Origin of the sequence: Lysinibacillus sp. RC46 (assembly GCF_041262385.1) — a bacterium.
Classification (GTDB): domain Bacteria; phylum Bacillota; class Bacilli; order Bacillales_A; family Planococcaceae; genus Lysinibacillus.
The window spans coordinates 123,769-147,761 of sequence record NZ_JBGCCF010000005.1 but is presented as its reverse complement, the minus strand read 5'-3'; the positions used below and the strand labels follow the sequence as shown (position 1 = coordinate 147,761).

21 protein-coding genes are annotated in these 23,993 nt (G+C 36.0%); 6 read left to right on the top strand and 15 right to left on the bottom strand.

The window, feature by feature from the left end; all coding sequences use genetic code 11:
• Positions 1 to 158: 158 nt before the first annotated feature.
• The 3 genes from ABH966_RS06585 to ABH966_RS06575 all read right to left on the bottom strand — a co-directional run bounded on the left by ABH966_RS06585 (position 159) and on the right by ABH966_RS06575 (position 3,667).
• Complete coding sequence (locus ABH966_RS06585; RefSeq protein ID WP_370076910.1) at positions 159 to 1,031, bottom strand: hypothetical protein; 873 nt, start codon at positions 1,029 to 1,031, stop codon at positions 159 to 161.
• Positions 1,032 to 1,237: 206 nt separating this feature from the next.
• On the bottom strand, positions 1,238 to 2,758 hold the full coding sequence (locus tag ABH966_RS06580; RefSeq protein ID WP_370076908.1) for a CoA-acylating methylmalonate-semialdehyde dehydrogenase: 1,521 nt from the start codon (positions 2,756 to 2,758) through the stop codon (positions 1,238 to 1,240).
• 15 nt (positions 2,759 to 2,773) lie between these two features.
• Positions 2,774 to 3,667, bottom strand: coding sequence for an NAD(P)-dependent oxidoreductase (locus ABH966_RS06575; RefSeq protein WP_370076906.1), 894 nt, complete (start codon positions 3,665 to 3,667; stop codon positions 2,774 to 2,776).
• 225 nt (positions 3,668 to 3,892) lie between these two features.
• Here ABH966_RS06575 and ABH966_RS06570 point away from each other — a divergent pair, with 225 nt between their 5' ends.
• Positions 3,893 to 4,507 (top strand): TetR/AcrR family transcriptional regulator, encoded by a 615-nt coding sequence (locus ABH966_RS06570; protein WP_370076904.1) that lies wholly within the window; start codon positions 3,893 to 3,895, stop codon positions 4,505 to 4,507.
• A 768-nt stretch (positions 4,508 to 5,275) separates the two neighbouring features.
• On the opposite strand, the gene ABH966_RS06565 is transcribed toward ABH966_RS06570, so the two are convergent.
• From ABH966_RS06565 to ABH966_RS06535, 7 genes are all read right to left on the bottom strand, one after another.
• The gene (locus tag ABH966_RS06565) at positions 5,276 to 7,279 is read right to left on the bottom strand and encodes an EAL domain-containing protein (RefSeq protein ID WP_370076902.1); all 2,004 of its coding nucleotides are present in this window, start codon (positions 7,277 to 7,279) and stop codon (positions 5,276 to 5,278) included.
• Positions 7,280 to 7,308: 29 nt separating this feature from the next.
• Positions 7,309 to 9,465, bottom strand: a complete 2,157-nt coding sequence (locus ABH966_RS06560) for an RNA degradosome polyphosphate kinase (RefSeq protein WP_370076900.1) — start codon at positions 9,463 to 9,465, stop codon at positions 7,309 to 7,311.
• Positions 9,455 to 11,008 carry a Ppx/GppA phosphatase family protein gene (locus tag ABH966_RS06555; protein WP_370076898.1) on the bottom strand — a complete coding sequence of 518 codons (1,554 nt, stop codon included), beginning with the start codon at positions 11,006 to 11,008 and terminating at the stop codon, positions 9,455 to 9,457. The genes ABH966_RS06560 and ABH966_RS06555 overlap by 11 nt, the downstream gene beginning before the upstream one ends.
• 303 nt (positions 11,009 to 11,311) lie before the next feature.
• Positions 11,312 to 12,214: a chemotaxis protein gene (locus ABH966_RS06550; protein ID WP_370076896.1), complete on the bottom strand. Its 903-nt coding sequence runs from the start codon at positions 12,212 to 12,214 to the stop codon at positions 11,312 to 11,314.
• Between the two features lie 180 nt (positions 12,215 to 12,394).
• Positions 12,395 to 13,720: an MFS transporter gene (locus tag ABH966_RS06545; RefSeq protein WP_370076894.1), complete on the bottom strand. Its 1,326-nt coding sequence runs from the start codon at positions 13,718 to 13,720 to the stop codon at positions 12,395 to 12,397.
• A gap of 672 nt (positions 13,721 to 14,392) precedes the next feature.
• Positions 14,393 to 14,989, bottom strand: a complete 597-nt coding sequence (locus ABH966_RS06540) for a protein kinase (RefSeq protein ID WP_370076892.1) — start codon at positions 14,987 to 14,989, stop codon at positions 14,393 to 14,395.
• A gap of 144 nt (positions 14,990 to 15,133) precedes the next feature.
• The gene (locus ABH966_RS06535) at positions 15,134 to 15,451 is read right to left on the bottom strand and encodes a winged helix-turn-helix transcriptional regulator (RefSeq protein ID WP_370076890.1); all 318 of its coding nucleotides are present in this window, start codon (positions 15,449 to 15,451) and stop codon (positions 15,134 to 15,136) included.
• 164 nt (positions 15,452 to 15,615) lie between these two features.
• Here ABH966_RS06535 and ABH966_RS06530 point away from each other — a divergent pair, with 164 nt between their 5' ends.
• A complete protein-coding gene (locus ABH966_RS06530; RefSeq protein ID WP_370076888.1) occupies positions 15,616 to 16,008 on the top strand; it encodes a DoxX family protein in 393 nt (130 codons plus the stop codon).
• Between the two features lie 142 nt (positions 16,009 to 16,150).
• Here the strand turns inward: ABH966_RS06530 and ABH966_RS06525 are convergent, their stop codons facing one another.
• The 3 genes from ABH966_RS06525 to ABH966_RS06515 form a co-directional block, all read right to left on the bottom strand.
• The gene (locus tag ABH966_RS06525) at positions 16,151 to 17,017 is read right to left on the bottom strand and encodes an NAD(P)-dependent oxidoreductase (RefSeq protein ID WP_370076886.1); all 867 of its coding nucleotides are present in this window, start codon (positions 17,015 to 17,017) and stop codon (positions 16,151 to 16,153) included.
• A 309-nt stretch (positions 17,018 to 17,326) separates the two neighbouring features.
• Positions 17,327 to 17,503, bottom strand: coding sequence for an aspartyl-phosphate phosphatase Spo0E family protein (locus ABH966_RS06520; RefSeq protein ID WP_132357797.1), 177 nt, complete (start codon positions 17,501 to 17,503; stop codon positions 17,327 to 17,329).
• A gap of 92 nt (positions 17,504 to 17,595) precedes the next feature.
• Complete coding sequence (locus tag ABH966_RS06515; RefSeq protein WP_100544207.1) at positions 17,596 to 17,784, bottom strand: hypothetical protein; 189 nt, start codon at positions 17,782 to 17,784, stop codon at positions 17,596 to 17,598.
• Positions 17,785 to 17,907: 123 nt separating this feature from the next.
• Here ABH966_RS06515 and ABH966_RS06510 point away from each other — a divergent pair, with 123 nt between their 5' ends.
• From ABH966_RS06510 to ABH966_RS06500, 3 genes are all read left to right on the top strand, one after another.
• Entirely contained in the window at positions 17,908 to 18,096 is a 189-nt protein-coding gene (locus ABH966_RS06510) for a YkvS family protein (RefSeq protein ID WP_053483503.1), read from the top strand.
• 81 nt (positions 18,097 to 18,177) lie between these two features.
• Complete coding sequence (locus ABH966_RS06505) at positions 18,178 to 18,792, top strand: CPBP family intramembrane glutamic endopeptidase (protein ID WP_370076884.1); 615 nt, start codon at positions 18,178 to 18,180, stop codon at positions 18,790 to 18,792.
• Between the two features lie 64 nt (positions 18,793 to 18,856).
• On the top strand, positions 18,857 to 19,561 hold the full coding sequence (locus ABH966_RS06500) for a hypothetical protein (protein ID WP_370076882.1): 705 nt from the start codon (positions 18,857 to 18,859) through the stop codon (positions 19,559 to 19,561).
• A gap of 375 nt (positions 19,562 to 19,936) precedes the next feature.
• Here the strand turns inward: ABH966_RS06500 and ABH966_RS06495 are convergent, their stop codons facing one another.
• Together ABH966_RS06495 and ABH966_RS06490 are read right to left on the bottom strand one after the other, a co-directional pair.
• Complete coding sequence (locus ABH966_RS06495) at positions 19,937 to 20,383, bottom strand: MarR family winged helix-turn-helix transcriptional regulator (RefSeq protein WP_370076880.1); 447 nt, start codon at positions 20,381 to 20,383, stop codon at positions 19,937 to 19,939.
• A gap of 122 nt (positions 20,384 to 20,505) precedes the next feature.
• The gene (locus tag ABH966_RS06490; RefSeq protein ID WP_370076879.1) at positions 20,506 to 21,984 is read right to left on the bottom strand and encodes a PAS domain-containing sensor histidine kinase; all 1,479 of its coding nucleotides are present in this window, start codon (positions 21,982 to 21,984) and stop codon (positions 20,506 to 20,508) included.
• A 199-nt stretch (positions 21,985 to 22,183) separates the two neighbouring features.
• Between ABH966_RS06490 and ABH966_RS06485 the strand changes: the two genes are divergently transcribed.
• The gene (locus ABH966_RS06485; RefSeq protein ID WP_370076877.1) at positions 22,184 to 23,923 is read left to right on the top strand and encodes a B12-binding domain-containing radical SAM protein; all 1,740 of its coding nucleotides are present in this window, start codon (positions 22,184 to 22,186) and stop codon (positions 23,921 to 23,923) included.
• The last annotated feature ends 70 nt before the right edge of the window (positions 23,924 to 23,993 follow it).

The following is a 23,993-nucleotide window of genomic DNA, read 5'->3' as shown; positions in this document are numbered from 1 at the left end:
AAGGTATCCCCATTGACGAGGAAACCAATGAACCTGCATATAGTTTTGTTGTCCGTCAGACATCTTAGGATTTTTCCATCCAGCATAGCGCCTCTTGTCTACATATTTGTTTCTAGGTAGCATGCCATATTTGATACCTAAATAAGCTTCACGATTCGTTACATAACGTCCGTTTGAGGGGTTTTTATAGTCGTTAGGTGCAGCGCGCCATCAACAGGGTGGTAAATTCGTACAAGAGCGAGGTTTGGGTCGTAGGGGTCAGGCATTACATCATGTACCCATAAGTGATAAGCCTCACAATGTCGAATGCCACCTCCATGCATTAAAATAGTAATAGCAATATCACGCCAGTTGTAACTCTCAAGAAAACTTAAATTGTTCTTTTTGTCTGTCTTCTTAAAGCCTTCCCACAGTAATTCGTTAATCTTGTCTTCAGGAAATGCTTTTGTTCCGCTGTTTTCACCTGAAGGAGCTCTTCGTAGTTTGAGATTGCGTGCTTTCTTAGCTGTCTCTGACGTTTTTAATGAACTGTCCAAATGTCCTAAAAAGGACCTATGACTCTTATTGTTCTGTGCCATCCAATTCAATCTTTCTTCATAACTGGTAGCATTTCTCCATGGATTGAGTGGCTTTACATTATAGTTCTCTGCCAGCCAATCAGAGAATTGAGTTAGTAAGTAGAGAAGATTATTCGCTGTAGTGGTTTTTTTAGGTAACCAGTAAAGACCACTTGGGTCATACCCATCTTCACCAATCGTCCCAGAATACATAGATTCAGCAAAGGATTCAAAGAAAGCCTTTGGAGATGAAAAGCAATGTTGATTTGCATTCATATAATCTAGCATTAATTCCACTGCCTGTATAAGTTTGTTATGCCATGACTTGCTCATTACATGGTTTTTTAGCTGATACTCGTGCAATGGATGTAAAAGACTTGTTTCTCCATTGTGCTCTACGAGAAGAGAGTACAATTCAATACTTCTACCAGTGTTGTCTTTGTATGTTTTTGTTAGCACTCTTACATATCTCATAAATTCCCCCCGATCTATGTATCTTGAATTAACGTTATATCATTGCATATATTTGGTATTTGGTATATATTTTACCTGTAATAATATTTTAAGACAATAAAAAAATACAGCCTTTTATGTGTATAAAGACTGTATTTGGTGGTTAACTATTAAGTTTTAGTATGGTTTCCTACCTGTAATAAAAAGTATACAGCTCCTCTTCTGAACTAGTCGTTATTACTTGGGAATGCAAACGTAGATGCTGTCGATGCTTGACCTGTCATCCAACGCTCTGATATTGTTTTTGTTTTAGTGAAGAAGCGTGCTTGATCGGGACCAAACATATGCCCTTCTCCAAAACGAGAGCCTTTAAATCCAGCAAAGTTATGGTAGCCTACTGGGATTGGAATTGGGACATTTACACCAACCATACCAACATCGATTTCTGTAGTAAATTTACGAGCTGCTAAACCGTCATTCGTAAAGATTGTTACCCCATTTCCAAGCTCATGCTTATTTATAAGTTGGATTGCTTCGTCCAATGAATCCACACGTACAACATTTCGTGCTGGACCAAATATTTCTTGTTCATAAATTTCCATGCCCGGTTTTACGTTATCTAGCAATGTTGGACCTACAAAGAATCCTTTTGACTCTTTGACAATATCAAGTTCACGACCATCACAAACAACTGTTGCCCCTTCAGACTCTCCTCGATTGATCGCAGCAATAATCGCTTCCTTCGATTGCTGTGAAATGACAGGGCCAAAGTCTGTCTCTGGATTTGTAAATGAGCCTACCTTTAAATTAGTGATTTTCTCCTTTAATATTTCAACAAGACGATCCGCAGTATCCTTTCCAACAGGCATAATCGTAGAAATGGCCATACAACGTTGAGAGGCTGCTCCATAAGCTGCTCCGATAAACGCATTTGCTACCTGATCAAGATCTGCATCAGGCATAACAACCATATTGTTTTTTCCTCCACCAAGTGCTGTGACACGTTTACCGTGTTTCGAGCCTGTTTCATAAATATATTTGGCAACTGGTGTCGACCCTACAAATGAAATTGCTTCCACACTCGGATTTTCTAATAGTTCATTAACTGCATCTTTATCTCCATTTACTACCGTCCAAATGCCATCTGGTAACCCAGCCTTTTTCCAAAGCTCACTAACATATAAGGCAGTCATAGGAACACGTTCGGAAGCTTTTAAAATAACGGCATTACCGACAGCAACTGCCATACTTGTTTGCGCTAAAGGCACCATGATCGGGAAGTTAAATGGTGAAATAGCCGCTACAACACCTAAGGGATATTTTGCAGAGTAGGCATTAATGTCACCACCAACATTAACTGAATACTCTCCCTTCATTAAATGAGGTGCACCGATAGCTAAGTCAACAGACTCTAAACCACGTGTAATTTCACCTTTCGCATCCTCAATTGTTTTACCGCTTTCTGTACAAATAATTTGTAAAAGCTCCTCCATATTTTCAGTAATAAGATTACGGAACTTTAATACAATCTCAGCACGTTTAGCTACTGATGTATCTCTCCATTGTGGAAAAGCTGTCTGTGCCTTATCGATTGCCTCTCGAGTTTCTTCTGCAGTTGCAAGCGGAACCTTGGCAATAACCTCACCAGTCGTTGGGTTAAATACCGAACCGAAACGTTCGCTTTTCCCTTCTATTAGTTCCCCACCAATAAAGTGCGTTAATGTTTTAACCTCATGTGCTGTTGTCATATTTATTGTCCTCCTTTAAAATTGTTCAATTTTACATGTTTCTTTTAAACTTAAATAAGCAGCCGACATATCATTTTCTCCATAGCCTTGCTGAGAAATATCACTATAAAGATCCACTAATTTATTCCCGATTCGAAGTGGTACCCCTGCTTCTTCTGCCATATTTTTCGCTAGTTTCAAATCTTTTAATAATAGATTTGTAGAAAAACCTGGCTGATAGTTGTCGTTTTTCATGTATTCTAAAAAATTACGTTCATAAATACGGCTTTGACCGTAACTATTACTTAACACTTCAAACAATGTATCTGCATGGATACCCATCTTTTCACCAAGCACGATTGTTTCAGCGACTGCCTCAGTATAAAATCCAATCATTAAATTATTGAGTAATTTTATACGTGTACCTACACTTGAAGACGTACCAAGATGATAAATATTTTTTCCTACTATTCGGAATATTCCAGATCCGCTTTGATAATTATCCTCTTCACCACCAACCATTATCGTAAGTGTTGCATTAATAGCACCTACAACACCTCCACTAACAGGTGCCCCAAGATATCGTAATCCCAATGATTGTGCTTCCTTATGTAAGGAATCATTCAATTCGGGATTTACCGTACTAAAGTCTATTAATAAACTTCCTTTCTTAGCATGATGCATTATACCCTGTTCAGATCTATATACTTGTTCCACTACTTGTGGTGTCGGCAAGCTCGTCATAATAATATCGCTTTGCTCAGCAACTTCCTTTGCTGTTGCAAGTCCAACTCCACCTTCTTTTTTAAATTGCTCCACTGCTTGTGAATTAGTATCAAAGCCATATACCTTATAGCCAGCCTTTAATAAATTAACTGACATCGGTAACCCCATATTGCCTAAGCCGATAAAACCTAATTTCTCCGTCATTGTTGACATCCCCCGTTCCTTGAAAATCCAATGAACACTAGCCAAACCCTACTCTTTTATCGTAACATTAATAACGTGATTTATTAATTGACCAAAGTCATTGACTACGGTCAATTAAATGATAATCAAATCAAATCCATTACGTCAATCAAAACATTTTATATTTTCAGAATACTTTCCATAAAAAATATGTTAAAATACTTTAACTTGAAGGGATTGTCCAATATGAATTCATTGACTAGCCGTCAAAAAAAGGCATTAGAAACACGGGAAAAATTACTCAAAGCATCTTTAGATTTATTTAATAAACATGGATTCGAGCATGTATCTGTTGAGCAAATTACTAAAGCCTGTAATGTATCAAAAGGAACATTTTACACACATTTCCCATCCAAGTACGACGTTATTTTAGAAAAATTTAAAGAGCTAGATAGTTTTTATGGCTCTGTGGAAAAAAATATTGATCGTACATTGCCTGCAAGTGAAAAAATTTTATTGCTGTATCAAGAACAAATGAAGTATTTAACAAATGTTGTTGGAAAAGATTTGTTACGAACTGTGTATACTGCTGCGATGACAAATCAAGTGGAACAAGATCATTATTTAATAAATCCACAAAGAATGATTTTCCAAATTATGAACAGTTATATCGAAGAAGGTATTCAACTTGGGGAGTTTCGTCACGATATAGAGGTTAATCAAATTCAAGCAATTATTCAACGTTGTATGCGTGCAAATGTTTATGATTGGTTAATCCACAATGAAGATTTCAATTTAGCTACAGAAATGGCGCAATTTACAGCTATTGTGTTAGATGGATTGAAAGTAGAAAATAAATAGCTCATTTTAGACAGGTTTGCTCAGGTGGAAACAGCATGCGCTCGGGTGTAGTCCTTTTCCAATCCGGTTGTATCTCCGTTCGTTCGGGTTGACGGGAGAACTGCTCGGGTAAAGCATTATTTGATCGAGTTGACCAGAGATGTGATTAGGTGAAGTCCTTTTTTGATCGGCTTGCCCGGAGATGTGATTAGGTGAAGTCCTTTTTTGATCGGCTTGCCCGGAGATGTGATCAGGTGAAGTCCTTTTTTGATCGGCTTGCCCGGAAAAGTGATCAGGTTTAGCCCTTTTTTGATCGCCTTGACCGGAGATGTGATTAGGTATATTCCTTTTTTGATCGGCTTGGCCGGAGATGTAATCAGGTATATTCCTTTTTGATCGGCTTGCCCGGAAAAGTGATCAGGTATAGCCCTTTTTTGATCGCCTTGACCGGAGATGTGATCAGGTATATTCCTTTTTTGATCGGCTAGACCAGAGATGTGATCAGGTATATTCCTTTTTTGATCGGCTTGCCCGGAAAAGTGATCAGGTATAGCCCTTTTTTGATCGGCTTGCCCGGAGATGTGATCAGGTATATTCCTTTTTGATCGGCTTGCCCAGAGATGTGATCAGGTGAAGTCCTTTTTTGATCGGCTTGCCCGGAGATGTGATCAGGTTATGCCTTTTTTTGATCGGTTGTACCTGCATTTCCCTTAGATACCCCTCTTCCCAAAACTCTAAAAAGTAGCACTTCATCCAATTCACGATGAAGTGCTACTTGACTTGTTTTCATTAGCCGACAAAATATTTATTAACAATGGTTTCTACAGGTAATGGCTTGTTATATAAAAAGCCTTGGCCTTTTTGGCAACAATGACGTTTTAGGAAATCAACCTGTGATGGTTCCTCGATCCCTTCAGCAATGACCTCTAATCCCAAGTTATGGGACATTGAAATAATGGCCTTAATAATTGCCTCATTTTTATCATCTTTCGTAATATCAGCTATAAATGATTGATCAATTTTTATGATGTCTATCGGATAACGCTTTAAATAGCTTAAAGATGAATAGCCTGTTCCAAAATCATCAACCGAAACATAAACACCTAGTTGCTTCAATTCAGTTAAAATTGAAAATGTTTCATGAACATTAGTCATGGAGCTTTCGGTAATTTCCACCTCTAATAATTCAGGTGGCACATTATACTTTTTCAAGGCAGTTTTAATTTTCCGAGCAAAGTTTTCTTTTCTAAATTGTTTTGGTGAAATATTGATGGCAATTCGTACTGGTCGATAACCCTTCATTTGCCACTCTTTTTGATAGCGACATACCTCGTCAATAATCCAATCACCGATTTCAATTATTAAGCCTGATGCCTCCGCAATAGGTATAAATTGTGCAGGAGACACATAGCCAAATTTTCGATTATTCCATCGTAATAAGGCCTCAAAGCTATTGGTGCTGTTATTCGTTAAATCCATTTGTGGTTGTAAATGAATACTTAGCTCATTAAATTCGATAGCACGACGTAAATGGGCCTCCATTAGCGCTTCATTTGGAAAAATAGTTGTCATATCTTCACGATAGTAACGGTAGTGTGAACGCCCATGTTCTTTTACAGAAAACAATGCTTTATCTGCTTTACGTACAAGCGTTTCTAAATCCATGCCATCTGCTGGACTGAGTGAGATACCAATCGACACGCTAATAAAATATTCCTGCCCATCAATCATGAATGGCTGTTTTAATGCGTCTAAAATAGCATTAGCCGTATGTTCAATTTTGTTGATGGTTGCATCTTTTAGAACAAAAATAAATTCATCACTATTATAACGATAAAGAGAGCATTTGGAGTAACAGAGCTCACGAAGTCTATGACTAAACATTCGCATAAGTTCATCACCCTTACTTTCACCAAGGGATTCATTAAACTTTTTAAAGCGATCAATATCCACTAAAATAATAGCTGCTTGCTTATTACGCTTTTTATCATTTAAATGTTGAAGCCAATGCTCCTTAAAAGCCTTGCGATTCCAAATACCCGTTAATTCATCCATTAATGCTAGGTAATAAAAGGCCTCATGATCATTCATAAATGAAGTGGCATCTTTCACAAATAAATGTACACCTATAATTTCACCATTAAAGTACGTTGGATGCGTTCTTAAATAAAATGGTTCTTTACTTAGCAATTGACCTTTAAACATGCATTTGGGCATACCAAATGCTGAGCCCTCAATAGTTTTTGCGAATAATAATTTAAATTCGTTGATATACTTACTCTCTAATAATGAAAAAATATTTTGACCTATCAAGCTTTGATGTTCTTTTGACAATAGAGAAGTGGCAACAACGTTTTGGTGAATAATGCGACCTTGTAAATCAGTTGTTAATACCGGACTTACGTGCTGTTCTACAAATTGCAAATACGGTTCTACCTCATTTTGTTTCTCCCGTAGAATAACTGCTATAACTGATTTTTCTAAGGGCAGTACACGAACAACAAATGTTTTTACTGTGTGCTCCGTACTTTCCTTTAGACTTTGGTCTATATTGAATTCTTGTTGTAATATATTTGATAATTGCAGCCAGCATTGCTCCTTAAAAAATTGTTCTGCGTTGATGGCTTTCACATCTTGTAGCTTAATAAATGACGGTAGCTTTTCGTTAAAATGAACGACTTCAAACGCTTTTGTATCAACTTTTCTCAAACATACGATTGCATCAAATGGGTTGAGTTGTATGAATTGATGATAGTCTGCAAATTGCGCTACACTCTCTTTATATTTTTTCATTATATCCCTCACTAAGTAGCGTGTTTGCTTTATTCTTCGTCTAGCGTAGGTTTTAGTGCATCCTTTAGGAAAATTTCCTGACTATTAATTGGGTCTTCACCACGGTCAAACTCTTTGTAATGATATTTTCCATTGGAGTCTTGAATACGAGCTTTTGCTGTATCCTCAAGTTGTGTATTCATGATGTTAATAATACGAGCTTTTGCTTCGCTTGCATATACAGGGAATAAAATTTCCACACGTTTAATCATATTACGAGTCATCATATCTGCAGAAGATAAGTAGACTTTATTTTCTCCATTATGATGGAACCAATAAATACGAGAATGCTCAAGGAAACGACCAACAATACTCGTTACTGTTATGTTTTCACTAATTCCAGGGATACCTGGTCTAATGCAACAAATACCCCGAATGATCAGCTCTACTTTCACACCTGCAATAGACGCCTCATATAGCTTCATCATTAAGTCTTTGTCCGTTAGTGAATTCATTTTAGCTCGAATAAAACCATTCCCATGCTTCTTATGACAAGCAATTTCCTCATCCATTAATCGGATAAACTCATCTCGAATATCAAATGGCGCCACAACTAAATGATTAAAAGTTGGCTTTTCTGTATAACCGCTTAAATAGTTAAAGAAGTTAGTAGCATCAATGCCAAATTCCTTATCTGTCGTTATTATACCCATGTCTGTATAAATTTTTGCAGTTGCATCATTATAATTTCCTGTTCCAAGATGTACAAAACGCTCAATCTTTCCATTTCGACGACTTACAACAAGCGTTATTTTCGAGTGTGTTTTTAAGTTATTCATACCGTAAATGACCAGGCAGCCAGCTTGCTCAAGTTGCTTTGCCCAAAGCACATTATTTTCTTCATCAAAACGTGCTTTCAATTCAACTAACACTGTTACCTGCTTACCATTTTCTGCTGCAAACTTTAACGCTTGTATAATAGGTGAATTACCACTTACACGATATAACGTTTGTTTGATTGCTAAAACATTTGGATTGACCGCCGCTTCTGAGATAAAATCTACAATTGGCACAAACGACTCATATGGGTGATGGAAAAATATATCTTGTTGCAGAGCTTTTTCAAAAATATTTTCATCCGATTGCAAATCTAATGGTGGCTGTGGAATAAAGCTTTCATATTCTAAATGTTCTCGACCAACAGATATGCCTTTTACAAACGAGAACATAAAAGTTAAATCTAGTGGTCCATCTATATGAAAAACATCTGTTTCTTCAATTTCAAATTCATCAAGTAAGTATGTAAGAACTTCCTCGCTCATCTCGCCCTCACGAACTTCTAGACGACTCCCTACACCCCATTTACGTTTTTTCAACTCTTTTTCGATTTCTACAAGTAAATCTCGTGCACCTTCCTCATGAATCGTTAAATCAGCATTACGTGTCAAACGGAAAGCCTGTGCTGATTTGACACTGTAACCATAAAAGAGCTTTTCGATATGCGCTACAATCACGTCTTCTAATAAGACAATAACTGTCTCTCCATCTGCTGATGGTACTTTAATATAACGATCTAAGACAGATGGAACTTGTACGATTGCTACCTTTTCACGATTTTCTAAGTCGGCTTCATCTTGCTCTAATAAAACAAGTAAATTCAAAGTTTTACCAAGCAAAGTTGGGAAGGGACGATACGCATCTACAGCTACAGGTGTTAAAACAGGGAAGATAGTTTCTGCAAACATTTCATTGACGAATGCTTTCTGTGTATTATTTAAGTCTTTCATGTCTGCAATATGTACATTATGTTGTGGTAATAAATCATATATTAAATGTCTATAAACTTCAGTTTGTCGGCGCACTAATGCCTGAGTTCGCTCTGCAATTTTTGCTAATTGTTCTTTTGGTGTTAAGCCTGACTTATTTTCAGGCTTATGGAAACCTGCACGCACCTGATCCTGTAGACCCGCAACACGCACCATAAAAAATTCATCTAAATTCGAGCTAAATATCGCCAAAAATTTCAATCGTTCTAGCAGAGGATTGTTGACATCCTCTGCTTCCTCTAATACTCGTTCGTTGAAGGCTAACCAGCTTAATTCACGATTATTATAGTATTGTGGCTTAGCGATTTCCTCTAGTAAACGACCTTGTGCTTCTGTTAAATTCCCTTCACTTAACTGATTATTCGTAACTTCAGTTGTCATAATTGCTCAACCCTTCTTCAATAAAGTTTATTTTTATAGGTATTTTCAGTGCGCGTTCTAGATGCTTTTTATGTCGATTTGCTTGATATTTTTCAGCGGTCGCATTGTGTTTCACATAGATGTTAAGCTGAACATAATCCTCTTTTGTTTGCATCTTAATGGTACGTACAATCTTTCTTTTAGATACATTTAACGCATAGACAAATTTTAAAAGTGCGCCAAAGTCTCGTATTTTACGATACTCCTCACGACTTATCCATTCTGTAAAAGGAGCTGCGAATAGCTGATAATAATCTTTATTTTTATACGAGGCTAACAGTGCTAATTTCACACGCTCCTTATGGTTTAGCCCATCGATAGATTGGTTCGCAATTAAATAAAAGGTATGCTGGCTCGCCGAACTTAACTCAATATACTCCCCTATATTAAAAACCTTCGCCGCTTTCGCCAATAATTGCAAATCTTTTGGATTATGTTGTAAACAACCGACGCGACAGCATTCACTGTACAATTGATCCGTTAAACGCGTCAAATAGTCCACTTCTATTTCAGTTCGACCATACTGACGAGCCAATCTTTTAGCGTTTCCCTCAAACACATTGTACTTATCAAACGCACGTTTATCTGTTTGCAAAATACGCTGTATAATGAGTCCTTCTCGCAAACCCTTTTTTGTTATTTGGAACAACTTACTGCCAACAACCTCCACTAACACATTGAAAACCTCTAGTGCAGGAGCGATGATGTCTGCACGATCTGTCGAAAGCCCATCTAACTGTTTCAATTCATTAAAACTTAAACTACCTAAAAACACACTGAGCTCCACTAAATTTTCCTTAGTCATTTCGTAGCCATGTACACTTGCTATCGGATATGCATGTTTTTGCTGATGAATTTGGGCAATATTTCGAGCACTACCACCAATGGCGATAATCGGTAAACCAATATCCTGAATCCACGGAAGTGATTTGAACTGTTCTTTAACAAATGCAATGAGTTCCTTTTTTTCACTACCATTCATAATCTCGCCCTTTACAAAACGTTGCTTTAAAGAAACTGTTCCAAAAGGGAAACTATAAGATTTCTGTAGTTCTTTATTTTCAAAAAGCGTTATTTCTGTACTACCACCACCAATATCGATAGTTACAGCGGACTTCGTGCCTATTGAATGCGCTACAGCAACAAAGCCATAATATGCCTCTTCTTCTTCTGATAAAAGCTCTATTTGAATGCCTGTCTGTTCTTTCATTAAGGTAATAATTTTTGCTCTATTTGTTGCCTGACGGATTGCAGCTGTTGCAGCAGCTTTAACATCAGTCACTTCAAAATCATCGAGCATTTCTTTAAAAGTCAATAATGTTTCTGTTAATACTTGTATACCTTCTTCAGACATTTCACCAGAGGGCTGTAAATATGTACGTAAACGTGCAACCGTTTTAATATTTCCAATCTCACGAAGTCCCTCTTCTTTATCGTATTGATACAATACTAATCGAACAGTGTTGGAGCCAATATCGATGATAGCAGTTTTTAATTCATTCAAATGATCACTTCCTTAACGCATACATTCATACTATTTACTGATCGTTTAGCCTCCTCGGTTTGTAGATACAAACCTGCGGGCTCTTAGCTTGCCCGTGTCAGGATACTCACGTCAAAGTTGTATAGATCCCCCCGACAAATCAGTCCTTATTATTTTGTTCCTAGCCTCATTTATCTATACAAAAGAGCCGGAGCCTAAAAGGCATCCGACTCTCTTAAAATTATTAATATACTTTCAGGATACCCATTATTAATATTGTGAAGTACCTTTATCTCTATTGTTAAACCCTGATAAAACTTAATTTTATAAGATAAGTTGATCTATTCGTAAAATAAGCTCCGCAATTTCAGGCTTACTAATTTGATCCTCTGCACCTACTTGGTCACCTTTATGACGAAGATCATCTGTAATTAAGCTTGAGAAAATAATAACAGGAAGCTTTTGGAGGTCTGGATGCTCTTTTATTTTACGTGTTAAATGATGCCCATCCATTTGTGGCATTTCAATGTCTGTCACAACTAATTGAATATGCTCGGCTACTTCGTTACCACCTTTGACGATAGATTCGAGGTATTCATAAGCATCACGGCCGTTTTCAAAGAATTCAACATTCGCATAACCCGCCTCATTCATAGTATCGAATAAGAGCTTACGTAGTAATGGCGAATCTTCAGCAATTAAAATTCGTTTTTCAGAGCGTTCACGTTTACCGAGCTTTTTAACGGATTCTACACTAATACCAGAATCCGGATTTATATCCACCATAATTCTTTCGAAATCAAGTAATAAAATCATCTGTTCATTTTGCTTAATAACACCAATTACTTGTGATGTTCCTCCTTGATACATATCAGAAGGTTTCTCGATTTGATTCCATGAAATACGGTGGATCTGCGTTACATTATCTACATGGAATACTACGCGCTGTTTATTAAACTCAGCTACAATATATTTTTGCTGAGGACTACGCTCTGCATTTTGAATACCTAATACTCGGAGCATATCAACTACTGGTAAAACCTCACCTCGTAATTGAATGATCCCTTCTACATGCGGGTGCGCGTGTGGAATAAATGTTACTGGAATCGGTTGAATAATTTCCTTTACTTTAATAACGTTAATACCAAATTTATTGTTCGCTACTTCAAATTCAACAATCTCTAGCTCATTTGTGCCACTTTCTAACAATATACCTTTATGTTCCAAAGCAACCCCGCTCCTTTCTCCTCAACTTCAATTTAATTCTATTTATAATTCAATTGTATCATAGGCAATACATTTCTCCTACTTGCTTTTACCAATTTTATCATGAACTTGGGTTGTCATCATAACATTGGGTTGATTTCCATTCCGATAGGGCGCTTACCTGGGCGTGCATACGTTTTTTCAAATGTCATCTCCAACTTTTGAGCCATTAATTTTTAAATGTATCAATAGGCCAATTATCGTCATCACAATTAATGTCGATAATGCAACACGGCTTGCTAGCGTTCCGTAATCTTTCATCCATAATGTGACCGTTCCGTAGACTGCCGGCCCAATAATGGAGGATACTTTACCTGAGAATGCAAATAAGCCAAAAAACTGACCCCGTTTTTCTTCTGGAGACAATTCAATAATATATGTTCTAGATGTTACCCACATGGATCCTAGTGATACGCCAAACATACTACCTGCAAGCCAGAACATCCATTGCTCTGTCGCAAAGACAGCAAATGTTAAAGCAACAATCATTAATAGCGCCACCACGGTAATCGCACGTTTGGCTCCAATTGCTTTTGTAATATAACCAAATGCAAAAGAGCCAATAATAGTTGAAACCGTAGACACTAAATAAAGCACGATAAATTGACCCGACGTAAAGCCGACAATCGTTGTTGCATATACAGCCATCATTGCAATGGTTGTTGCAATGGCATCATTTAAAAAGAAATAAGCAATCATAAAGGTGAAAATAGTTTTATATTGCTTCATGTCTTTAAAAGTCTGAACAATTTCCTTATAGCCATCTAGAAATTTAATAGGCTTGCGCTGAGACCTTGGAATCGGTGTATCTTTATTAATAAAAAATAATGGCAAAGAAAATAACAAATATAAAATTGCAGTTGGAATAAATGCCCGATGGAATCCACTATTTCCTACATACAAATAAACAAGTAGTCCAAGAATTGTACCAAGATATCCAATCGCTACCCCATAGCCAGAAATAAGGGGCATTTCTTCTTTTGTTCCTAAATCACCCATCATTGAATCATAGAACACTAGACTTGAATTAAAGAAAAATTTTGCGATGATAAAGCTGACTACAACTAAAAATAAACTAAGCGGCACACCTGAATAATTCGCTGACGTCTGTAGATTTGCAAAAACACCCATCATAAAGGTGAAAAAGATAGAGATAGATGCAAACCACACTATAAATCTCTTTTTATAGCCTGTATTATCAATCCATACACCAAAAAGTGGCGAAAAAACGACGAGGAAAAAGCTTGCAATGGCATTCGCATAAGAAATAAACGTGCTTGCCACCTGCTGCATTACCTCATTCGTCCCTAAAACTTCATCCATATAAAACGGGAAAAATATAGTATTAATATTTGAAGAAAATATTGTATTCGCAAAATCATAAAATGCCCACGATAAAATTGGCAGTGATAAATAAAGAGCTAACTGACTCCGATGCTGTGCGTCTATTACTGAATTCCGCTTCATAAAACCCTCCTTTCCATTCTCTATTATATGATCAATTATGCCTCGGCATAATTGCGTCCGGAATCGGCTTTGTGCTTAGGCCTGCGTGATGCAGGTCAGTTAGCCGTTATCGCATGGATGCGATGATTTTAGGCTAACATCCTAAATTGAACTCCTTTCCGATTCCGTGACATCCGCCGGGGGCTTTAACTTCTTTCAGCGGATGTTTGGACACCCAATGAAAAGTAACTTAAAACTGCATTCATCTCACCACCCATAGAGGTGGGGGACTTCTGCTGAAAGAAGTTAAATAAATTCCCTCATGTAATAAAAAATACCTCTTATTTAAAGAAAATTAACACTATTTACAATATACAATTATTTTCACTTGACTAACACTCTAAAATAAACGAATCTTAGCCTTATCTGCGGAATACAAAAGATTACATATTCATAATAAAAAAGCTGTTTTCAATATAGATTGTAGCTATTAATACATAAAGACCAAGTTAATTCTACACATTTTGTAGATTAACTTGGTCTTTGGTAAATCCTTCTTTAACTAAACCACCCCGTTAGCCATCCATGGAGCGCAAAAATCAGCACTTCACCACAGAAAATGAAAGATGATTAAGTTCCTTCATGGGAGTTTATGTATAATATTTCTAAAACTTTCCGACATACTGATTCTCTTTATTCCTTACCACAATCATAACAACGTTTGTCTTTGTCCTTGTCTCCGTACATACGGAGTTCCTTTTCTAATCCACAAACGCTGCAAAAGTCAAAATGTATTTGCGGAAGTATGCCTTCTTCGGCTAATGGAACCCACTCTTTTTCATATAAACTCTTTGTCATACCATAATCGGTAAAAACAAGTTTACCATCATTGTTTAAACCGTAATTACTACTGTCTTTTAAATCAAAGCAGTCGAAGTTTTTATCTAATATTTCTAAAACCTCATCAAATAAATTAGGGATCAAGCATCGGTGTTCTTCAACCTTTACCTCATACGATTGATTATTCTTTAGTTCTAAAGGTTTGTAATATTTTTGTACAGATATGAATTCATCAACATAGTATGTCTGAGCGAGTAAGGGGGCAAGACCTTTATCAGCCATTGAAGTGTAAATTTCTAATTCATTTTTTGATTGTTTATAACCGATTGGATGTAAATGCACTTTTATTACATAATCCAAAACTCTATATACTTTTCTTGTAGAACCTATGCCAACAAAATTTTCATCTTTACAATACTGATTCCAATTTTGAATTATTTGTGTAAGCATTGTTTCCCCTCCTTACACAACTAAAAACTTAACTGTATATAAATTCAACACTTTGTTAATTTTTCCTTCTTAAAGATTAGTTGAAGAACAACGAAGACAGCCTAAAAAAGATATCCAAGCCCCCTCGCTTGGATATCCTTTTTACTATTCTTCTATATTCACCCACATAGAAGACCATTTTTCAATTGCTTTTAGGACCGGCGCAAGTGCATGTCCTTTTTCTGTTAGCTCGTATTCAATCACTACTGGTGTCGATGGAATAACAGTGCGTTTCACAATGTTCTCTATCTCTAATTCTTTTAATCTCTCCGTTAACACGCGACTGCTAATACCCATTTGTTTTTTAATTGTTGAGTATCGTTGAGGACCTTCTAATAACTGATAAATAAGCAGAGTGTTCCAGCTATGATTTAATATTTTTAGCGCTTTCTCAAATCGTGGGCAAATTTTTTTTTGATCCAATTTCCCTGCCTCCTAAGTACTTCGTTCTTATATAACAGTATATCATTTTTCCGAAAATCATTTTTAAAAATAAAATTAAGTTACTTGACAAAAGTTGTTTTTAAAAATAAACTAAGTTACGAAATGTAAGCACAAAAAAAAAAAAAAAAGGAGTTTATTAAACTATGCAAAATATCGGTTCAACTATTTTACGTGTGGTGCTTGGCTTTATTTTTGCCGCCCACGGATTCCAAAAATTTCAAGGTGGTATCGGCTTCACAGCTGATTATTTTGATGCCATAGGTATTCCAGGCTTTATGGCTTATATTGTTGCCATTATAGAACTAGTCGGTGGTGTTGCAATTATTCTAGGTTTAGGCACAAGACTTTTTGGCGCTTTATTGACAGTGACTATGATTGTTGCCATTTTCACGGCGAAGCTTAGTATTGGCTTTATCGGCGAAAACGGCTTAGCTGGATATGAATTTGATTTAGCTTTAGCTGCAATTGCTTTATACTTTGCACTTGCAGGAGCATCTAGTTTTTCTTTAGACGCAAAACTTTTTCATAAAGAGTAATGTTTCGTAGTTTGCTATTTTCTGTGTGTTAGTGAGCTGCAGCTTCTTTATCAAAGACAAAAACCCGAAGTACCCATCCTTTCATAAGATGATACTTCGGGTTTTCTAAAATCAGAATTCTTCGCTCTCTATAGTCAGTATTTTATTGATAAGCTTTTAAAAGAGCCTGTGTACCGTTTTCACCATAGCCTGCTTCCACTAGCTTGTCATACATATCATAAGCAAGTGCTAGACCTGGTAATGTAATCCCCATTTTTTTAGATTCGTCTAAAGCAATTTTCATATCCTTTACAAAATGCTTGATATAAAAACCTGGTGCGTAATCTTCTTTGATCATACGGGGTGCTAAATTACTTAACGACCAGGAGCCTGCTGCACCCGACGAAATAGATTGCAATACTGTTGGTAAATCAAGTCCAGCCTTTAAACCGTAAGCAAGTGACTCACACACACCAATCATTCCAGAAGCAATAACGATCTGATTACACATTTTAGCATGCTGTCCTGCACCAGCTTCACCTTGATAAACAATATTTTCACCAAAATGTTTCATGACTGATAAAACTTTATTAAATGTATCTTGGCTACCACCAACCATAATTGATAATGTCCCATTTTGAGCACCAATATCTCCTCCAGAAACAGGCGCATCTAGTGCTTCTACCCCAAGCTTTTGGGCATGCTCAAAAATTTTCTTTGCCAATGTTGGCTCTGAAGTGGTCATATCAATAACGATATTGCCGGATTCAGCTGTTTGCAATAAACCGTTATCTCCAAAATAAACTTCCTCTACATCTGCTGGGTATCCAACCATTGTAAAGGCAATATCCTTATTTTTAAATGCTTCTGCCGGTGTACTTGCCCAAGCTGCACCTAGCGCCAAAAGCGGCTCCGCTTTCTCCTTTGTACGTGTGTAAACTGTCACCTCATGACCATTTTTTAATAAATGCTTGATAATACTTGCCCCCATAACACCACTGCCGATAAATGCAATACTCTCTTTTCCCATATGTACATACTCCTTTGTTTATCCAGGCTATCGATTCTACATAACCAATCATTAGCACTTATTTTTATCTTTCAGTGTAGTTGAATAAGTGCGATAATTCAAACTCCTTTTATTAAGTTGTACTATATACCTTATGTGCTGGACACTCGCTGAAAGAAGTTAAATCAAAATAAAAAAGAGAGCAAGTGATGGGGTATCACTGCTCTAAAGGGGGAAATGAGAATGTTGCTGTGTTCAAAATAAGTATTCCCCAACTAATGCTTTTTAAACATATTATTTAAAAAGTTTATACTCTGAAGGAACATTCTTTCAATCTTCTTGATCTTCTTCTTCTTCAAATGCTGTCTGTCTATAATAAGTATTCATTAACTGATCTAATCTGCGACTCAGTTGAATGGTTTTTGCATTTTGTAATCCGTTCTCTACACCTGAGCGAATCATCATTTCACGAGTTTGCTCCATTTGTTTCAAGAGTAGATTGACCATTCATACAACCCTCCACACACAAATAATCATACCATTATTATACATTTATATTTCATTTCTTACAGCATTAACTTACGACAATGTTCGACAAATTAGCTTCTTGCAACTTCTTGATAAGTATAGATTACTCGTCCATTTTGTTTGGCCTCACCCCTAAAATGTTTAAATAAAGGATGTTTTACAAGTACTTCTCGAAACTCATAAAATTGTTCCTTTTCTATCTCTATACTTTTTAATTCCCCGTTTTGTAATTGTTTAAGCATATTTTCGTATTTTTCCATTTTTCTTTTCCTCACTTCTTAGTATTTTGTTTAATAAATTATGAATTATTTAAAAAGGGCTTTACGTTTTCCATTTTTTCATGCAAACTGTATATTATTAGTCGATGAAGGAGCTGACTGTCTGTGAAAATAGCTGAAGTTGGAAATATTATCGAGTTTAAAGATGGCTTACAGGGTATAGTAGAAAAAGTAAATGAAAATTCGGTGATCGTTGATTTAACATACATGGAAAATTTCGATTCCCTTGAAATTGAAGAAAAAACGGTCGTCAACCATAAACGTTACAAAATTTTATATACAAACGAGGCTTAATAGTCTGAATAGTCCCTATTTGTCTTTATAGATGATAAGGGGCTTTTTTTTTGATAATATTAAAAGCATGGAGGTCGAATAATGCTTACAAATTCGAAACAAACAATAATATTGCTCCTTTCTTTATTATTCGTTTATGGCATGCTTGCATATACCTTTGCTAACCAAGCTGTATTTTGGTACCTATATGCTTTTACTTTACTTGTATGTATTGCCATTGCCATTTTGGCTGGTAAAATTGAAGATCAATTACCTACCTGGAAATTTTTACTTTTCGGTATTGGGTACGGTACAATAACATACGGTATTATACGCTTTGGCTATTGGCTTGCACCATACATTAATGATTCATTAGTACAGTCAGTACAAAAATTTTTAGCAAACTATGGACCACAAAATATTTGGCACTATATTTTACTCGTATTCATTGTTGCAATCGGTGAAGAGATTTTTTGGCGTGGCTATGTTCAACAACAGCTGAAACGCTTTATGCGTCCTATTTTTGCTGTTATTGTAACTGCGATTTTATGCGCCATCTCTATTGCATTAAGCGGTTTTATGCTTGGTATGATCGCCGCATTTGTAACCGGCCTTATTTGGGGCTTGTTATATGAATGGCGTAAAAGTATGCCACTTGTTATTGTAACCCATGTAGTTTTTGTACTACTATTATTTTTAGTGTTACCTTTAACATGATAACATTAAAATTTGGAAACATTTTATCTTTACCAGCGTTTAATTAAGAAAGGGAGGGCTTTTCATGCAAAAAAAATTATTTTCTGTACCTGCATTATTACTAACAGCTGTTTTAGTCGTAGGATGTAATACTTCCGAAACAAAGGATTCTGATGCTCAAAAAAATGAGCCATCAAATACACCGACTGAACAGCAACAACCATCATCTAAGGATACAACTGTAGATGAATCGCAAGAAACGCCTACATCAAATGAAACAAATAAAGACAATACAGATAATAAAGACAATACAACTAAAAAAGAACAAGAAGTTAAATATGTACAAAAAGGTGTAGACAAGACTGAAAAAGCAACGGAATCTAAAAGTGTTGATCAAGACTATAAAGTGCACCAACTACCTGGATTTACACTTACACAAGAAGAACCAGGTAAAGACATGTTAGTTTCTAATGACAATGCTGAAGTATTTATGCGTATCGAATCTATTGATGCATCACAAACAAGCTACGAAGATGCAAAAACATCTATGCAAGATTATATGAATGCTGTTGGTGAACCATCATCTTTATCTTCTGAAGATTTAGCTGCATTTAAAGATGTTAAAAACATTGAGGGTTATGTTGTACATTTTGAAGCAGAGAAAGAAAAAGTAATCGGCGTTGTTTTTGAAAAAGACGGTTTAATTACAAAACTAACAATTCACGATAACGACGAATTAGATTTAACAGATGCTATGCTTAAAATGGCAGCAACTATTTCTAAAAAATAATTATTCAAATAAGACTGTAGACAAACTTGTTTGCTCTATAGTCTTTTTTATGTTGACGGTGTTAAGGTTTCAAGAAGCTGAACAGGTTCCAAATATCAATTTTCTACTTTAACAGTTCCTTTATTTTAAATAGGGTTTATAGCATAATGTGAGGCTGATTTTCGTTCCGGCTAGGTGATGTCCGATGGGCGGCTAGGAGCGATCATGGGGGCTTTAACACAGGTCAGGATACTTAGCCTTCGATTGCGCTCGCTCCTTCCTTATCTTTGACGTTAAGGATTTAAGAGGGGGTTGTTGGAGTACTTTAACTTCTTCCACAATAACACGTTGCGTTCCATAAAAAAAGTTGCCTCAAACTCATTGAGACAACTCTTTTTAATAAGATAAGTCTTTAATAGACAGGCCTAATTTTTTTAATAAAGTGATCGCTTGGCCTTTTTCTTCAACAGATAATACACTCATCAATTCATGTAAATGCTGTTCATGTTTTGGAAATAGTTCTCCCATAAATGCTTCACCTTTGTCCGTAATTTCTGCATAGGTAACACGGCGATCTGATGGACATGAGACACGCAATAAATACCCTCTTTTTTCAAGTTTGTCAATGACATACGTAATAGACCCACTAGCTAGCAAAATTTTATTGCCAATTTGCTGTAATGGCTGTCTTCCTTTATGATAAAGAAGCTCTAATACAGCAAATTCAGTAGGGTTTAATCCATTCTCTTGAAAAAATTGATGGGTCGTCTCATTAATCGCTTTATGTGCACGTGATAATACTATATATAATTTTAAAGATTGCTTTATCTCTTCTGACGTCATATCCTTTTCCTCTCAATTCGCGTTTTATACATGCCATTATAGCGATATTAGAAAAGCATTGTCAAAAGCAATATTTGATTTTAAGCCTTTTACGGTGGTTTAAGTTACCATTTTGACTCTTCTTATGTTACTAAATAAGCAGAATCTTTCGTGGAAACATCCATTGTATCCATCTGATTAAATGTGTAAATCGGGAATTGTAAGTGGAAGCATGTCCCCTTCTGTAATTCACTATTCACACCTATTACACCTTCATGCTCTTCAATCACCTTTTTCACGAAAGCAAGGCCTAGTCCTGTCCCTGTTGATTTCGTCGTGTAAAAAGGTTGGAATAAGTTTTGAAGGGTAGCACTGTCCATACCGGTACCTTCGTCTTTAATCAGTAATTCTACAATCGCACAGTCAATAGCATTCATTTCTACTGTGATCGTTCCACCATTATTCATGGATTCCATCGCATTTTTAATAAGATTCATGAATACTTGCTTTAAGCGATTCTCATTGCCACCAATGTATACTTGTGTAGAAGGAGAAATGTATTGAATCATAATATTTTTCATAAGCGCATCTGGAAGCATAAACTCAATCACTTGCTTCACAATGTGATCTAGCTCTAATAATTCCACTTTCATACTTGTTGGCTTGGACAATACTAAAAGCTCGGATAAAATTTGTTCCATCCGTTGGAGCTCACTATCGATGACAGATAAATACATGCGTGACTCTTCATCAGCATTTAGCTTTAACAATTCGGTAAAGCCCTTTAAAGAAGTTAATGGATTACGAATTTCATGGGCGATACTTGCGGCCATTTGACCGACAACATTTAAAGCTTGTTGATGTTCAACTTTATGTTGAAGTTGTTTCTTTTCTGTTTCATCATTAATGACTGTGACAATAATATTGTTATATTCATCAAAGATACTTGAAATTTCATAATAGCAAGGGCTAGTAACTATAGTTTCATCAATTACATGAATACTCGCATGCTTTTCACCCATCAGTTTAGAAAGGTATGTTGTAATTTGACCCTTCTTCAATGTAAATGTATCGAATATGTGCTGATGTGCCCTATGAAGAAGCAGCGATTTTTCTATTCTTAAAAACATTTCAGCATACTTATTTAGCCCAAGAATTATCCCGCTAGCGTCACTTATAATAACAGCGTACGGTAAGTGATCATAAGCATTGAAAGATTGTGATCTCTCCTGCTCTTGGCTAACATATAATTCATGAGCTATGTCATTATTTAACGTTGAAATTTGCGCAACAATTTCTTCAGTGCTTGGATCATAAAAACATTTAAAGGACATCATTTCAAACTCATTACCAGCTGTTTGAATATTGAAGATTTCTTCTGATCTTAACTCGCTTTCTAATTGTTTAACGAACTTCGCCCAATTTAAATTAGATGGCTCGTCCATAGTTAAATAGCCAAAATACGTTGAATTGAGGTTAAAAAGTTTAACAGCAGCCTCATTCACGTTCAAAATTTTTCCTACTTTATTAAGAATAAGTGTTGGTGACGAAGTACTTGTCATAAGATTTTCAAAACATTGATTAATATCATTTTGCTTCAACTTTCTCACCGAACCTTTCAATAGAGTAAATAACCCCTTATTCGAATTTTGAGCCTTTACTATACTTTATGACTGTACGATTCTATTATTACAAAATTTAGTAAATTTAAGTATTTAAAATTATTTCACGAACTGTTCACAAAATAAATAGGTAAAAAGGATTATATTGTATGACAGCTACTTGACTGTTACAATTAGAAATTGAAAGGAAGATTATTGCATGAATACTATTTTAACTACTTTAAACGCAAAGTATATTCACACAAATTTAGCATTGCGTTATTTAAAAGGTGCAGCTTTACCAGAATTTAATCCAATTATTGCAGAATATACAATTAAAGATCCTGCTTTTAATATTGTATCAGATTTGTTCCAAAAAAAACCTGATATTGTAGGATTTAGTTGCTATATTTGGAATATTGAAGAAACCATTCACGTCATCAAGATGTTAAAAACTGTCTGTCCAAATGTTAAAATTTTGCTCGGTGGACCTGAAGTTTCTTATGATGCCCACCATTGGTTACGTAAAATTGAAGAGGTTGATTTCATTGTTATGGGTGAAGGAGAAACATCCTTTAAACAATTACTACGCTATTTTCATGGAGAAATTGCATTGGACGATGTTCCAGGGATTTGCTACTTAGAGGATGGTAAAGTACGCATACACGCACAAGCACCAAAAATAGATTTACGTGAATTACCAAGTCCATTTCGTTTTGAAGAGGATCTCCCTCATTTAAGCAAACGAATTCAATATATTGAAACAAGTAGAGGCTGTCCATTTAGCTGTCAATTTTGTTTATCTTCTATTGAAGTAGGTGTTCGTTATTTCAACCGAGAAAAAATAAAAGAAGATATTCGATTCTTGATGGACAATGGTGCACGTACTATTAAATTTGTCGACCGCACATTTAATATAAGCCGCAGCTATGCCATGGAAATGTTCCAATTTTTAATCGATGAACATAAGCCAGGGGTCGTATTCCAATTTGAAATTACTGCAGATATTATGCGTCCTGAAGTGATCCAGTTTTTAAATGATAACGCACCAAAAGGTCTTTTCCGTTTTGAAATTGGTGTTCAGTCAACGAATGATTTAACAAATACTCTTGTAAAGCGCCGTCAAAACTTTGAAAAACTAACGCGTACAGTGACGATGGTCAAAGAAGGTGGAAAGATTGATCAGCATTTAGATTTAATCGCTGGTTTACCAGAGGAGGATTATGCAAGCTTCCGTCAAACCTTTAATGATGTTTTCGCAATGCGACCAGAAGAATTACAGCTTGGATTCCTAAAACTTCTGCGTGGTACAGGCCTTCGTCTAGAGGCTGAAAAATTCGGCTATACGTATGTGGACCAATCTCCTTACGAAATTTTCTCAAACAATGTCTTAACGTTTGATGATATAGTACGCATTAAACATGCAGAGGATGTACTTGAGAAATATTGGAACGATCACCGTATGGATCATACGATTGAATACTTAGTAACTGAAGTGTTTGAAACACCATTTGATTTCTTCCAAAACTTCGGTACTTATTGGGAAACAAAAGGTTGGTCTCGTATCGGTCATCAGCTCGAAGATTTATTCCGTCGTTTATTAATGTTTTTAGAAACTGTAGAGGGTGCTAATTTAACTATCATTAAAAGCCTAATGCAACTAGATTATTTAATGGCACAGCAGTTCCAGCCACGTAAATTATGGTGGAAGGAGCGCCCTACAGTGGAGCAACAGAAAGCACTTTATGCTGCCTTACGTGAAAACCCTGCAATTGCAGGTGAGGAATTCGCCAGCTTCAATCTATCTGAAAAAGAGTTGTTTAAACATACGCTCATTATTCCGCACCATGTAGATTACCAAAATTTCTCAAATGGCAAAATTGTACAAAAAAACAGCTATTTATTAACTTACTTCCGTCACGGTCAAGCACCATACTTTGCAACAATCCACTCTATATAATAAGAAACGCTAGTCCTTTAATAAAATTTAGGACTAGCGTTTTTTTCATCCATCATTAACTTTTTCAGTA

Coding starts and splice junctions, on each gene's coding strand:
- ABH966_RS06585 (WP_370076910.1), bottom strand. CDS start 1,031: ATGAGATATGTAAGAGTGCTAACAAAAACATACAAAGACAACACTGGT.
- ABH966_RS06580 (WP_370076908.1), bottom strand. CDS start 2,758: ATGACAACAGCACATGAGGTTAAAACATTAACGCACTTTATTGGTGGG.
- ABH966_RS06575 (WP_370076906.1), bottom strand. CDS start 3,667: ATGACGGAGAAATTAGGTTTTATCGGCTTAGGCAATATGGGGTTACCG.
- ABH966_RS06570 (WP_370076904.1), top strand. CDS start 3,893: ATGAATTCATTGACTAGCCGTCAAAAAAAGGCATTAGAAACACGGGAA.
- ABH966_RS06565 (WP_370076902.1), bottom strand. CDS start 7,279: ATGAAAAAATATAAAGAGAGTGTAGCGCAATTTGCAGACTATCATCAA.
- ABH966_RS06560 (WP_370076900.1), bottom strand. CDS start 9,465: ATGACAACTGAAGTTACGAATAATCAGTTAAGTGAAGGGAATTTAACA.
- ABH966_RS06545 (WP_370076894.1), bottom strand. CDS start 13,720: ATGAAGCGGAATTCAGTAATAGACGCACAGCATCGGAGTCAGTTAGCT.
- ABH966_RS06540 (WP_370076892.1), bottom strand. CDS start 14,989: ATGCTTACACAAATAATTCAAAATTGGAATCAGTATTGTAAAGATGAA.
- ABH966_RS06530 (WP_370076888.1), top strand. CDS start 15,616: ATGCAAAATATCGGTTCAACTATTTTACGTGTGGTGCTTGGCTTTATT.
- ABH966_RS06525 (WP_370076886.1), bottom strand. CDS start 17,017: ATGGGAAAAGAGAGTATTGCATTTATCGGCAGTGGTGTTATGGGGGCA.
- ABH966_RS06520 (WP_132357797.1), bottom strand. CDS start 17,503: ATGGTCAATCTACTCTTGAAACAAATGGAGCAAACTCGTGAAATGATG.
- ABH966_RS06515 (WP_100544207.1), bottom strand. CDS start 17,784: ATGGAAAAATACGAAAATATGCTTAAACAATTACAAAACGGGGAATTA.
- ABH966_RS06505 (WP_370076884.1), top strand. CDS start 18,178: ATGCTTACAAATTCGAAACAAACAATAATATTGCTCCTTTCTTTATTA.
- ABH966_RS06500 (WP_370076882.1), top strand. CDS start 18,857: ATGCAAAAAAAATTATTTTCTGTACCTGCATTATTACTAACAGCTGTT.
- ABH966_RS06495 (WP_370076880.1), bottom strand. CDS start 20,383: ATGACGTCAGAAGAGATAAAGCAATCTTTAAAATTATATATAGTATTA.
- ABH966_RS06485 (WP_370076877.1), top strand. CDS start 22,184: ATGAATACTATTTTAACTACTTTAAACGCAAAGTATATTCACACAAAT.